Source organism: Streptomyces sp. NPDC001270, from assembly GCF_042896695.1.
GTDB lineage: Bacteria > Actinomycetota > Actinomycetes > Streptomycetales > Streptomycetaceae > Streptomyces.
Window position 1 is genome coordinate 76,531 of record NZ_JBIAXM010000007.1, and the last position, 12,576, is coordinate 89,106.

At 74.1% G+C, this 12,576-nt stretch carries 11 protein-coding genes; 7 read left to right on the forward strand and 4 right to left on the reverse strand.

Annotation, left to right across the window (positions count from 1 at the left end; all coding sequences use genetic code 11):
- Nucleotides 1-58: 58 nt before the first annotated feature.
- Nucleotides 59-1,300 carry an aromatic acid exporter family protein gene (locus ACFY2B_RS13885; protein WP_390763346.1) on the forward strand — a complete coding sequence of 414 codons (1,242 nt, stop codon included), beginning with the start codon at nucleotides 59-61 and terminating at the stop codon, nucleotides 1,298-1,300.
- 306 nt (nucleotides 1,301-1,606) lie between these two features.
- A complete protein-coding gene (locus tag ACFY2B_RS13890) occupies nucleotides 1,607-2,806 on the forward strand; it encodes a lactonase family protein (RefSeq protein ID WP_390763347.1) in 1,200 nt (399 codons plus the stop codon).
- Here the strand turns inward: ACFY2B_RS13890 and ACFY2B_RS13895 are convergent.
- Together ACFY2B_RS13895 and ACFY2B_RS13900 are read right to left on the reverse strand one after the other, a co-directional pair.
- Complete coding sequence (locus ACFY2B_RS13895; protein ID WP_390763348.1) at nucleotides 2,774-3,499, reverse strand: DUF2470 domain-containing protein; 726 nt, start codon at nucleotides 3,497-3,499, stop codon at nucleotides 2,774-2,776. The two genes, ACFY2B_RS13890 and ACFY2B_RS13895, sit on opposite strands and share 33 nt — an antisense overlap.
- Before the next feature lie 87 nt (nucleotides 3,500-3,586).
- Entirely contained in the window at nucleotides 3,587-4,195 is a 609-nt protein-coding gene (locus ACFY2B_RS13900) for a TetR/AcrR family transcriptional regulator (protein ID WP_390763349.1), read from the reverse strand.
- 124 nt (nucleotides 4,196-4,319) lie between these two features.
- On the opposite strand from ACFY2B_RS13900, the gene ACFY2B_RS13905 reads away from it, so the two are divergent.
- Nucleotides 4,320-5,846, forward strand: a complete 1,527-nt coding sequence (locus ACFY2B_RS13905) for a cytochrome P450 (protein WP_390763350.1) — start codon at nucleotides 4,320-4,322, stop codon at nucleotides 5,844-5,846.
- Here ACFY2B_RS13905 and ACFY2B_RS13910 read toward each other — a convergent pair.
- Both ACFY2B_RS13910 and ACFY2B_RS13915 read right to left on the reverse strand, forming a co-directional pair.
- On the reverse strand, nucleotides 5,808-6,647 hold the full coding sequence (locus tag ACFY2B_RS13910) for a pentapeptide repeat-containing protein (RefSeq protein WP_390763351.1): 840 nt from the start codon (nucleotides 6,645-6,647) through the stop codon (nucleotides 5,808-5,810). The genes ACFY2B_RS13905 and ACFY2B_RS13910 overlap by 39 nt on opposite strands.
- A gap of 136 nt (nucleotides 6,648-6,783) precedes the next feature.
- On the reverse strand, nucleotides 6,784-8,085 hold the full coding sequence (locus tag ACFY2B_RS13915) for an alpha/beta fold hydrolase (protein WP_390763352.1): 1,302 nt from the start codon (nucleotides 8,083-8,085) through the stop codon (nucleotides 6,784-6,786).
- A gap of 264 nt (nucleotides 8,086-8,349) precedes the next feature.
- Between ACFY2B_RS13915 and ACFY2B_RS13920 the strand changes: the two genes are divergently transcribed.
- The 4 genes from ACFY2B_RS13920 (at nucleotide 8,350) to ACFY2B_RS13935 (ending at nucleotide 12,540) form a co-directional block, all read left to right on the forward strand.
- The gene (locus ACFY2B_RS13920) at nucleotides 8,350-9,105 is read left to right on the forward strand and encodes a (Fe-S)-binding protein (protein ID WP_376528096.1); all 756 of its coding nucleotides are present in this window, start codon (nucleotides 8,350-8,352) and stop codon (nucleotides 9,103-9,105) included.
- Nucleotides 9,102-10,598, forward strand: coding sequence for a LutB/LldF family L-lactate oxidation iron-sulfur protein (locus tag ACFY2B_RS13925; protein ID WP_390763353.1), 1,497 nt, complete (start codon nucleotides 9,102-9,104; stop codon nucleotides 10,596-10,598). Before ACFY2B_RS13920 ends, ACFY2B_RS13925 begins: the two co-directional genes overlap by 4 nt.
- Nucleotides 10,595-11,236 (forward strand): lactate utilization protein C, encoded by a 642-nt coding sequence (locus ACFY2B_RS13930; protein WP_390763354.1) that lies wholly within the window; start codon nucleotides 10,595-10,597, stop codon nucleotides 11,234-11,236. The genes ACFY2B_RS13925 and ACFY2B_RS13930 overlap by 4 nt, the downstream gene beginning before the upstream one ends.
- Nucleotides 11,237-11,385: 149 nt before the next feature.
- Nucleotides 11,386-12,540, forward strand: coding sequence for an ABC transporter ATP-binding protein (locus ACFY2B_RS13935; protein WP_390763355.1), 1,155 nt, complete (start codon nucleotides 11,386-11,388; stop codon nucleotides 12,538-12,540).
- The last annotated feature ends 36 nt before the right edge of the window (nucleotides 12,541-12,576 follow it).

Here is a 12,576-nt window from a genome sequence, read left to right on the forward strand (position 1 = left end):
CGCCCCGGCCGGCGTCACGCACGTTCGACGAGTCCGCGCACGGGGAAAAGCCCAGAAGATGCCAGATGTACGGAAGTGGGGCGCGGGGCCGAAGAGGTTCCTGAAGCACCGCCACGACCCCGTTGTCGTCCAGACGCTGCGGTCGGCCGCCGCGGCGACGCTCTCGTACGTCGTCGCACTGCGGCTGAGGCCGGAGTCCGTGCCGCTGACCGCACCCCTGACCGCTCTGCTGGTCGTCCAGGTCACGCTCTACGCCACGCTCACCAACGGCGTGCGCCGGGTGACCGCCGTGGTGGCCGGGGTCCTGGTGGCCATCGCCTTCAGCCTGCTGGTCGGGCTGACCTGGTGGAGCCTGGCCCTGCTGATCGTGGCGGCGCTGGCCGTCGGGCGCCTGGTCCGCGTGGACGAGTACGTGCCCGAGGTGGCGATCAGCGCCATGCTGGTGCTCGGCGTGACCGCCATCGGGAACACGGCCTGGGCCCGGGTGGTGGAGACCCTGATCGGCGCGGTCGTCGGACTCGCCTGCAATGTGCTGCTGCCTCCCCCGGTCTGGGTGGACGAGGCCGGGGAGTCGATCGAGGAACTGGCCAGGCGGCAGCGGCGGCTGATGCTGCGGCTGGGCGAGGAGGCCGCCGGACCCGTCCCGTGGGAGCTGGCCGCCGAGCGGCTGCACGAGGCACGCCGGCTCGACCACGACGTCGCCGAGGTCGACGCGGACCTGCGGCAGGCCGAGGAGAGCCTGCGGCTCAATCCGCGCGTGCAGGAGGGGCTGCTGCACCGGGTGGTGCTGCGGACGGGCCTGGACACCCTGGAGATCTGCACGGTCGTGCTGCGGGTGCTGGCCCGGACCTTCACCGACCTGGCGAAGTCCCGTGGTCCCGATCCGCTGTTCCCGCCGCAGGCCGGCGTCGCCGTCCAGCGGCTGCTGGCCGAGGTCGCCGACGCGGTGGTCAGCTTCGCGGTGCTGGTGACCACCGATGTGAGCGTCAGCGCCGATTCCGCCGAGGCGCGGCTGACCGCCGGGCTGCGCACGGCCGCGGGCACCCGCGACAAGGTGGCCCTGCTGCTGCGGGAGGAGGCCGAGCGGGATCCGCGTCGCTGGCAGTTGCTCGGCGCCGCGCTGACCGAGGTCGACCGGATCATCGACGAGCTGGACGCCGGGCACCGCTCGCGCCGTCTGCTGGAGGAGCTGGACCGGGTCTCCCGGGAGCAGCAGGACCGGCTGCCCCGGGTCCGGGAGCGGGTGGGCCTGCCGCGGCGGCTGCGCCGCGGCAGGCCGGGCGGCGGGCGTCCACGGTGACGGGTAGCGGACAGGGGACCGGACGGGCGGCGGGGCGTCCACGGTGACGGACCTCGGACACGGGACCAACCGGACGGAGGGGCGTGTTCATGACCGACACGCCCGTACCCTTCCCGCTGCGGGATCCCGCCGCGGTCGCGGGGTGGAGCCGCCGTGCGGACGGCCGGCAGCGGCCGTGCTCGCGCGCCACCGGGCAGGATCGTGACCCGGCGCCGGCGAGCGAGTGGCGCGGCCGGTTTTGCCTTCGCGGGGTGGTCCGCGCGATGGTGGCTGTCAGGACCGAGACGAACTTCCTGAGGTGCGGACATGGGCAGTGATGCGGAATCGTCGGGCGGCGGCTGGAGCCGGCGCCGGTTCGTCGGGGCGCTGGCGGGCGGCGCCGCGGCGGTGGGCCTGCCGGCGCCGGCGGCGCCGGCCACCGAGCCCGAGGGGCCGGACTCCGCGCCGGCCGCCGCCTCCCGGCGCCCGGCGAAGCCGTCCGGCTCCCGCCCCCTCTACCTGGGCACCTACACCTCCGCCCAGGGCGGCGGCACCGGCATCGGCCTGGCCCACTACGACCCGTCGACCGGTGCCGTCACCCGGTCCGGCACCCTGAGCGGCGTCGCCGACCCGTCCTACCTCGCCGCGCATCCCGACGGCCGCACCCTGTACGCGGTCGACGAGCGCACGGACGGCACCGTGACCGCCGTCCGCACCGCCGACCGGCGGATCCTCGGCTCCCGTGGCACCGGCGGAGCGGCCCCCGCCCATGTGTCGGTGCACCCGGACGGGCGCTGGCTGCTCACCGCCAACTACGGGTCGGGCAGCGTGGCGGTGCATCCCATCGCCGCCTCGGGCGCCCTCGGGGAGCGCACCGCCCTGGTCACCGACGCCGGTCCGCCCGGTCCCGGACAGCAGGGACCGCACGCGCACCAGCTCGTCGCCGGCCCCGACGGCGACCACGTCCTCGCGGTCGACCTGGGCACCGACAGCGTGTACAGCTACCGGCTGGACCTGGGGCGCGGCACCCTGACCGCGGTCGCGCGGGCGCACGCCCGGCCGGGCGCCGGACCGCGCAACCTCGCCTTCCACCCGGGCGGCCGGTTCGCGTACCTGGCCAACGAGGTGGACAACACGGTCGCCGTGTGCACCTACGACGGGGACACCGGACGGTTGAAGATCGGTGCGCCGCAGTCCACCGGCGGCGGCTCCGGCGCCAACTACCCGGCGCAGATCCTGGTCACGGCGAACGGCGCGTTCGCGTATCTCGCCAACCGCGGGCACAACACGCTCGCACGCTACGCCGTGGAGGCGGGCGGCGCCCGGCTGCGGCTGCTGGACACCGTGCCGGTGGCGGGCGACTTCCCGCGGCAGATCGCGTTCTCGCCGGACGGCCGGCTGCTGTTCGCGGCGAACCAGCGCTCCAGCACCGTGAGCGTGTTCCACGTGGACGAGCACAGCGGCGAACTGCGGCTCGCGGGAAAGCCGTTCCCCTCACCCGTCGCCGTCTGCGCGCTGCCGCTGTAGGGCGCGCGGGCAGGCGGCCGTGGCCGCCCGGGTGAGCAGGGCGTGGACACGCTCGGTGAGCTGGCCGAGGTCGTCGGCGGGCCGGTGGAACGGCAGCCGTACGTCGCCGTGGCGCCGGCCGCGCTCGATGCGCAGCGTGAGTCCGTACCGGTCCAGCGCGAGGGGCACCACCCGCGTGGCGGCGTGCAGGCTCGCGGGTTCGACGAGCCGGGTGAGGCGCTCGACGGCGTCCGGGTGGGCATCGGCGAGGTGGGTCAGCAGCCGGGCCTCGGCGGCGGCCAGCGGATCGGGGGCGGCGGCGGTGAACGCGTCGAGGTCCACGGCCTCGGCTCCGGACGGCCCGCGCAGCACCGCCCGGGTGGCACGGAAGGCGAGCCGGTCGGCCTCGGCGGCGAACGAGCCCGCCAGCCAGAGCCGGGCGCGGATCCGGTTGCGCTGCGCGACGGGAGCCACGTCGGCGAACTCCAGCACGGCGCACGGCTCGCCGCGTGGCGCGCAGATCACGGCCGCGCGCAGCACGCTGTCCGCCGGGGCGTGCAGGATCACCCGTCCGTCACCGGTGACGGTGTGCGCCCCGACGAGTTCCTCGCGCCCGCCGTCCACGGTCACCGCGCACGACCAGGCGACGGCGAGCACGGATCGCGCCCGCTCGGCCGCGCCGGGTCCGGCCGTACTGGCTCGGCTGTCACCCATCCCGATACCTCCTTAGGTAAGCCTTGCCTAACCTATCGGAGATCGGGGCGTACGCCAACCGGGCCGAACCTCCGGCCGGGTGACCGGTCAGGGCGCGAGGACGCCCAGCAGGGCGCGCGTGCACAGATCGCGCACCTGCTCGCGGTCCACACCCGGACCGCGCAGCCACTCCAGGCAGACCGCCGTGGTGAAGGCCAGCCAGCCGCGCACGGCGAGCCTCAGGTCGGCCCGGTCCCCGGTCAGCGGGCCGAACTCGGGGTCGGCGGCGAGGGCCCCCATGATCTGCCGTTCCTGCGCGGCCAGGGCGCGCAGGTAGATGCGGCGCACGGCCTGGTCGCCGGCGGCGTCGGCGCGGTGGAAGGCGCGGTAGCCGTGGGCGTGGGTCTCGACGTAGACGAGGTAGGTGTCGAGACCGGCGGTGATCTGCTCGCGCACCGGCACACCCGGCACCGCCGCGGTCAGCCGCAGCATCCGCTCGCTCTCACGTTCGACGACCGCGGCGAAGAAGTCCCGTTTCGTCGGGAAGTAGTGGTACAGCAGCCCGCGGGAGACCCCGGCGATCTCGGCGACCCGCTCGATCCACACGTCGTCGTAGGGCTTCTCCGAGAACAGTCTGGCCCCGACCGACAGGAGTTGCTCCCGGCGCTCCTGGGTGCTGAGCCTGCGCCGGGTGCGCCCTGCTTGGTCCGCGGCCATGTCCGCACTTTACTTGACGTCGGTTCAGTAACCGGCCCAGACTGGAACTCGTTATTGAACCTGCGTACAACACGAACCCGCGTACCACACGCACAACCTGCCGCAGATCGAGGGAGATCGCGTCATGGCGGAGACGAGGACGGCGCCACCCCTGCCGAAGGGCTTCCGCGGCGCCCGGCACGGCTGGCCCGAGCTGCACCGCATCCCCCATCCCCCGAACCGCCTGCCCCTGCTCGGCGACGTACTGGACGCCGACCGGCGCACGCCCGTGCAGGGCACGCTGCGCCACGCCCGCCGACTGGGTCCGATCTTCCGGCGCAAGGCGTTCGGCAACGAGTTCGTGTTCCTCTGGGGCGCCCGGCTCGCGGCGGACATCGCGGACGAGTCCCGGTTCGCCAAGCACGTGGGCCTCGGCGTCGCCAACCTCCGCCCGGTCGCCGGGGACGGGCTGTTCACGGCCTACAACCACGAACCCAACTGGCAGCTGGCGCACGACGTGCTGGCCCCCGGGTTCAGCCGTGAGGCCATGGAGGGCTACCACACCGCGATGCTGGACGTGGCCGGGCACCTGACCGACCACTGGGACCGGCAGCTCGCCGCGGGACGCCCGGTGGACGTGCCGGGAGACATGACCAAGCTGACCCTGGAGACCATCGCCCGGACCGGATTCGGGCACGACTTCGGTTCGTTCGAACGCGACCGGCCGCACCCCTTCGTGACCGCGATGGTGGGCACGCTGACGTACGCGCAGCGGCTCAACACCGTCCCGCCGCCGCTGGCCGGGCTGCTGCTGCGCGGCCCGACCCGGCGCAACACCGCCGACATCGGATACCTCAACCGCACGGTCGACGACCTCGTCCGGGCCCGGCGGGAGAGCGGCGGCGGGGACGGCGACCTGCTCGACCGGATGCTGGCGACGACCCATCCCGAGAGCGGTGAGCGGCTGTCGCCGCTGAACGTGCGGCGCCAGGTGATCACGTTCCTGGTCGCGGGCCACGAGACCACGTCGGGGGCGCTCTCCTTCGCGCTGCACTACCTCTCCCGGCACCCGGAGGTCGCGGCCCGGGCCCGCGCCGAGGTGGACCGCGTCTGGGGCGACACCCCCGCACCCGGCTACGACCAGGTCGCCAAACTGCGCTACGTACGACGGGTCCTCGACGAGTCGCTGCGGCTGTGGCCGACGGCACCGGCCTTCGCCCGGGAGGCGGTGGCGGACACCGTGCTGGCCGGGGAGCACCCGATGCGACGGGGGGCGTGGGCGCTGGTGCTCACGCCGATGCTGCACCGCGACCCGGAGGTGTGGGGTGCGGACGCCGAGCGGTTCGACCCGGACCGGTTCGACGCGCAGGCCGTGCGCGCCCGTGCCCCGCACACCTTCAAACCGTTCGGGACCGGCGCGCGGGCGTGCATCGGCCGCCAGTTCGCGCTGCACGAGGCGACACTCGTCCTCGGCCTGCTGCTGCGCCGCTACGCACTCGAACCCGATCCCGGTTACCGGCTGCGGGTGACCGAGCGGCTGACCCTGATGCCGGAGGGGCTGCGGCTGCGGCTCGTGCGGCGCGGCCGGCCGCCGGTGCCGGCGGTCGGCGACGGTGCGCCGGAGAGAGCGGAGTCAGCGGCGCGCTGCCCAGTGCACGGGACGGACGACTGACGCCGGCAGCCGGGTGCCCGCACTGCCCCGGGCCGCGTCGGTCTGCGGCTGGGTCAGGAAGAACGCGCCGGTCAGATCGGCGTCCGTGAGATCCGCGGCCCGCAGGTCGGCACCGATCAGGTCGGCGCCACGCAGATCGGCACCCGTCAGATCGGCGGCGATGAGCAAGGCCCCGCGCAGATCCGCGCCGCGCAGGTCGGCCCCCTTGAGGCGGGCGCCGACCAGGTCCGCGCCCCGCCGGTCCTTCTTGCGGCCCCTGGCACCCGGTGTCACCGCGCGCACCGCCTCGCTGGTGCGCCGCAGCAGGACGTCGACCCGGCGCCGGTGGGCGGCCCCGTCCAGGGCGGCCAGCTCCGCGGGGGCGAGCCGGGTGAGCCGCTCGGTGTCCTGAAGTGCCTCGCGCAGCTCGGCCCGGAACGGACGGGCCGCGGCCAGGTCCTGTGCCTCGGTGAGGTACCAGAGCAGTTCGTGCAACTGCCGTACGACCGGGAACACCTCGGCCATGCCGCGGGCGAGCCCGGCGGAACCGGTGCGCCGGTCCCGCCCGCCGAAGACGACCTGGGAGACCTTCTGCCCGGCGCCGAAGCAGTCGTAGACGGTGCAGCCGGCGAAACCCTTGGACCGCAGCTCGGTGTGGATGCCGCAGCGGTGGTCGTCCCGCAGGTTGGGGCAGGGCCGGCCGGCGGGCTTGTCCAGGGCGAAGTCCGCCGAGGCGGCGAAGGGCAGGGCGACGCAGCACAGCCCGAAGCAGCGCGCGCAGTCGCCGCGCAGCTCCGTTCGGCCGTCCGGCTGATCCGACATGCCGATCACCCTACTGACCTGCGGATCCCGTGTCGCCCGCATTTACGCGCCGTCCCGCACGCCCCGTCGCCGCCCTGCGGACCCGGGCCCTGCGGGCGCGGGTCACACCTCGTCGCGGGTCACACCTCGTCGCGGGTCACACCTCGTCGCGGGTCAGTGCCAGCAGCCGGTCCAGGACCCGGGGCGCGCCGACGCGCAGGCCGTCGTGCTCGAACTCGTCGGTGACCCAGGTGCGCAGGCCCCGGATCGCGCGCGCGGTGCGCAGGGAGGAGTCGGCGTCGACGTACATGTCGTCGTGGTAGACGGCCGCGGCGACCGGGACCTCGTTGGCGGTGAGCCGGGCCGGGTCGTACAGGGGCTGCCAGTCGGCGTGGGCGGCGAGCAGGTCGGCGGTCTCGCGCAACGGGCGCAGGGCCGGATCGGCGTCGAACGTCCAGGGGTGGACGGTCTCCCCGGTGAACAGCACCGGCGCGTCCCCGGCGAGCGCCTTGGCCGCGTCGAACTGCGGGAACTCGGCGCGTACCCGTTCGGCGGCCCACGCGGTGGGGCGGGCGTCCTGACCGTAGACGGACTCGTGGACGAGGGCGTACAGCGGGTACGCGGCGTAGGAGAGGAGCCCCTGGACCGCCTCCTGGAAGGCGTCGGACAGTTCCGGTCCCGCCGGTGTGCGCACGAAGGCGTCCTCCAGCAAGTGGTGCAACCGGTGGCTGCCGTCGCCGGTGCCGAGCATCAGGCCGAGGGACTGGAACGCCTCGACGGTGAGCCGGTAGCCGTTCGGCAGGACCACGTCACGGTCCAGCAGGTGGTCGGCGATGGTCCGGGCCCGCTCCACGTCCTGCGGGTAACGGGCGTAGTGCGCACTGACCTTGCGCTCGATGCGCGGGTAGGCGGCCCGGTAGACGTCGTCGGCGTGCGCGTCCAGGGAGGGCAGGCCACCGGTGATCACCGCGGTGTCCACTCCCTCGGGGGCCAGCGACAGGTAGGTCACCGTGCAGAAACCGCCGTAGCTCTGGCCCAGCACGGTCCAGGGGGCGCCGCCGGTCAGCGCCGGGCGGATGTACTCGCAGTCGCGGACGATCGAGTCGGCACGGAAGTGGGCCAGGTAGCGGGCCTGTTCGGCGGGGCCGCCGCGCAGCGGCAGCGTCTGCCGGGTGGCGGGCGTGGAGTGGCCGGTGCCGCGCTGGTCGAGGAGGAGCACCCGGTACTCCTCCAGCGCCCGGCCGAGCCACGCCTGCCTGCCGACGAAGCGGTTCGCCCCGTGGCCGGGGCCGCCCTGGAGGTACACCAGCCACGGCAGGTCCTGGTGCGCCTTGTCGCTGGCGACGGTCTCACGGGCGTACAGGTCGATGGTCTCGCCCGCCGGGTCTGCGTGGTCCAGGGGCACGGTGAAGCGGTGGTCGGTGAGGACGACACCTGGCTGACGGTAACTGGTGCTCAACGGGTCTCCCGGGCCGGACGGACGGTCGCGTCCCAGTTCAGCACATGTCCGCCGGCCGTCCGCCACCCGGGATCCCGGAGTGCCGCCGGACCGGGCCGGAACGCCGGCCGCCGGTGCCCACGCGGGCGCGACGGGCCGCCGGGGCGCCGTCGTACGCCGACGCGCGTCGCCGGCGCGGCTCGCCACGCACTGGACCGGGTCTCCCCCAGCGGGTTGTCGCCGGTTACCCTGCACTCATCGGATGATCTACCCCTAGGAGCCGCGATGCGTGTCGCACTGTTCCTGACCTGTGTCAACGACACGCTCTATCCCGACACCGGCCGCGCGGTGGTGAAACTGCTGACCAGGCTGGGCGTCGACATCGACTTCCCGATGGCCCAGACCTGCTGCGGGCAGGCCCACTACAACACCGGCTACCGTCACGAGACGGAACCGCTGGCCCGGCATTTCTCCGATGTCTTCGGTCAGTACGAGGCGATCGTGACCCCGTCCGGGTCGTGTGGGGCGATGGTGCGGGAGCTGTATCCGCGGCTGGGCGAGCGGGCCCGCGCCGAGGGGCGCGGGGACACGCTCACCGCCACGCTCGCGCCCGTGATCCCCAAGACGTACGAGCTGACGGAGTTCCTGGTCGACGTGCTGGGGGTGACGGACGTCGGCGCGTACTACCCGCACAGGGTGACGTATCACCCGACCTGTCACGGGCTGCGCAGCCTGGGCCTCGGCGAACGGCCGCGCAGACTGCTCGGGGCAGTACGGGGGCTGGAGCTGGTCGAGCTGCCGGGCGCCGAGGAATGCTGCGGTTTCGGCGGCACGTTCGCGGTCAAGAACGCGGACGTCTCGGCGGCGATGGGCACCGACAAGGTGCGCAACGCGGAGTCGACGGGCGCGGACGTGCTGTGCGCGGCCGACAACTCCTGTCTGATGCACCTGGGCGGCACGATGACCCGCCTCGGGACGGCGATGCGGCCGGTCCACATCGCGGAGATCCTGGCGAGCACCGAGGAGGAACCGGCGCTATGAGCGGAACGTTCGTCGGCATGCCGGCGTTCCCGAAGGCCGCACACGAAGCGGTCCGCGACGAGACGCTGCGCGGCAACCTGCGCCACGCCACGCACACCATCCGCGCCAAGCGGGCCAAGGCCGTCGCGGAGGTGTCCGACTGGGCGCAACTGCGGGAGGCGGGCAAGCGGATCAAGGACCACACGCTGCGCCACCTGGACCGCTATCTGGTGCAGTTGGAGGAGTCGGTCACAGCGGCGGGCGGCGTCGTGCACTGGGCGGCGGACGCCGGCGAGGCCAACCGGATCGTCGCCGAACTGGTCAAGGAGACCGGCGAGTCGGAGGTCGTCAAGGTCAAGTCGATGGCCACCCAGGAGACCGGGCTCAACGAGGCGCTGGAGGCGGAGGGCATCCACGCCTACGAGACCGATCTCGCCGAGCTGATCGTCCAGCTGGGCAAGGACCGGCCCTCGCACATCCTGGTCCCCGCCATCCACCGCAACCGCGGGGAGATCCGTGACATCTTCACCCGGGAGATGGGCAGGTGGGGCCGCCCGGCGCCCGAGGGGCTGACCGACTCCCCCGCCGAACTCGCCGAGGCCGCCCGGCTGCACCTGCGGGAGAAGTTCCTGCGCGCCAAGGTCGGCGTCTCCGGCGCCAACTTCATGGTCGCCGAGACCGGCACCCTCGTGGTGGTGGAGTCCGAGGGCAACGGCCGGATGTGCCTGACCCTCCCCGAGACGCTGATCTCTGTCGTCGGCATCGAGAAGACCGTCCCGACGTGGCGGGACCTGGAAGTGTTCCTGCAGACGCTGCCACGCTCGTCGACGGCCGAGCGGATGAACCCGTACACGTCGATGTGGACGGGCACCACCGACGAGGACGGGCCGCGCGCCTTCCACCTGGTCCTGCTCGACAACGGCCGCACCGACACCCTCGCCGACGAGGTCGGCCGGCAGGCGCTGCGCTGCATCCGCTGCTCGGCCTGCCTGAACGTCTGCCCGGTGTACGAGCGGGCGGGCGGCCATGCGTACGGCTCGGTCTACCCGGGTCCGATCGGCGCCATCCTCAGCCCCCAGCTGCGGGGCACGGCGAGCGAGATCGACGCCTCACTGCCGTACGCGTCCTCGCTGTGCGGGGCCTGCTACGAGGTGTGCCCGGTCGCCATCGACATCCCCGAGGTCCTGGTGCACCTGCGGGAACGCGTCGTCGAGGGCGGCCCCGCGACCAGGGAGGGCAACAAGGTCGTGCTGCGGCCCGCCAAGGGACACGCGGCCGAGCGGGCGGCGATGCGGGCGGCCCGCTGGGCGTTCACCCACCCGGGCGCCCTGCGCACCGGCCAGCGGCTCGCCTCCCGTACCCGCCGCCTCCACCCCCGCTCGCTGCCCGGCCCCGGCAAGGCGTGGACCGGCACCCGCGATCTGCCCGCGGTGCCCGCGGAGCCGTTCCGGGACTGGTGGCGGCGCACCCACGGCTCGCACGGCACGGACAGCGGGAAGGGGGCCGCGGGATGAGCGGCAGGGAACGGATCCTGGGGCGGGTGCGGCGCGCGCTGGCCGACGTACCGGCCGACGACACGCCCTACGAGCGGGCCGTCGCCCGGGACTATCTGCGGGCCCACGGTGAGCGCGGCGTCGAGGAGACGGTGGACCTGCTCGCGGAGAACCTCGCCGACTACCGGGCCGTGGTGCACCGCTGCGCGGCCGGCGAACTGGCTTCGGTGATCGCCCGGTTGCTCGCGGAGCGCGGGGCGACATCGGTGCTGGTGCCGCCCGGGCTCGACGAGGGCTGGCTCGCGGCCACGGACGTCGGGCGGGTCGCCGACCGGGCGGACAGCACCCCGCACCAGCTCGACCGGGTGGACAGCGTGGTCACCGGATGCGCGGTCGCGATCGCCGAGACCGGCACCATCGTGCTGGACGGCGGGCCGGAGCAGGGCCGCCGCCGGATCACCCTGGTCCCGGACCACCACATCTGCGTGGTGCGCGTGCCCGGCCAGGTCGTCTCCGGCGTCCCGCAGGCCCTCGAACGCCTCGACCCGACACGGCCGTTGACCTGGATCTCCGGCCCGTCGGCGACCAGCGACATCGAGCTTGACCGGGTCGAGGGGGTGCACGGGCCGCGGATGCTGGAGGTCGTCCTGGCCGACTGACCCGCCGGGCCGCGCGACCCCGTCGGACCCCGGCCGCCCGGCAGCGGGGGGCACGGACTCCCGGGCGCGTCCGCGGCGGTGGTCGCGTCATCCCTTCGGCCGCCCGGTGCCGGGCGGCGAGCCGCGACCGGCCGGGCTAGCGTGAGGGAATGATCCGGTTCGAGCAGGTCACCAAGCGCTACCCGGACGGTACGACGGCCGTGGACGACCTCTCCTTCGAGGTGTCCCAGGGTGAACTGGTCACGCTCGTCGGCCCGTCCGGCTGCGGCAAGACCACGACCATGAGGATGGTCAACCGGCTCATCGAACCGACCGCGGGCCGCATCCTCGTCGACGGCGAGAACGTCGCCATGGTCGACCCCGTGCGGCTGCGCCGCCGGATCGGTTACGTCATCCAGCAGGTGGGTCTGTTCCCGCACCGCACGGTCCTCGACAACACGGCGACGGTCCCGGCCCTGGTCGGCTGGAAGAAGGCGAAGGCCCGGGCGCGCGCCGCCGAACTGCTCGACCTGGTGGGGCTCGATCCCGCCACGTACGGGCCGCGCTATCCGGAGCAGTTGTCGGGCGGGCAGCGGCAGCGGGTCGGGGTGGCGCGGGCACTCGCGGCCGACCCGCCGGTGCTGCTCATGGACGAGCCGTTCGGCGCGGTGGACCCGGTCGTGCGCGAGCAGTTGCAGGACGAGTTCCTGCGCATGCAGGCCGCGGTGCGCAAGACGGTGCTGCTGGTCACGCACGACATCGAGGAGGCGGTGCGGCTCGGCGACCGGATCGCGGTCTACGGGCAGGGCCGGATCGAGCAGTTCGACACGCCCGGGGCGGTGCTGGGCAGGCCCGCGACGGAGTACGTGGCGTCCTTCGTGGGCGCCGACCGCGGCCTGAAGCGGCTGTCGGTCACCGCGGTCGAGCCGGACGACCTGGAGCAACCGCCGGTGGTCCGGCTCGACGAACCCGCCCGAGGCGCCCGGGACCGGCTGCGGGACCAGGGCGCCCGGTGGGCAGTCGTGCTGGACGCGCGCGGCGAGCTGCACGGCTGGGTCGGTGTCGACACCCTCACGGCGGACGGCCCGGTCGGCCGGCTCGCGCACCGGATGACGGCGTGGGTGCCGGTGGGCACGCCGCTGAAGCAGGCGTTCGGGGTGATGCTCCAGTACGACGCGGGGTGGGTCGCGGTACTGGACGGCGCGCGCTTCCTCGGCGTGCTGACCCCGGCGAAACTCCACGAGGCACTGCGGCGGTCGGTGGACGCGGACGCGCGCGGGGTGTCACGGGGCCAGGTGGCGTTCGACTCGGTGGCGGACGCCTGAGGGAAGTGGCCGAGGCCCGCCGGGCGGGGCTCGGTC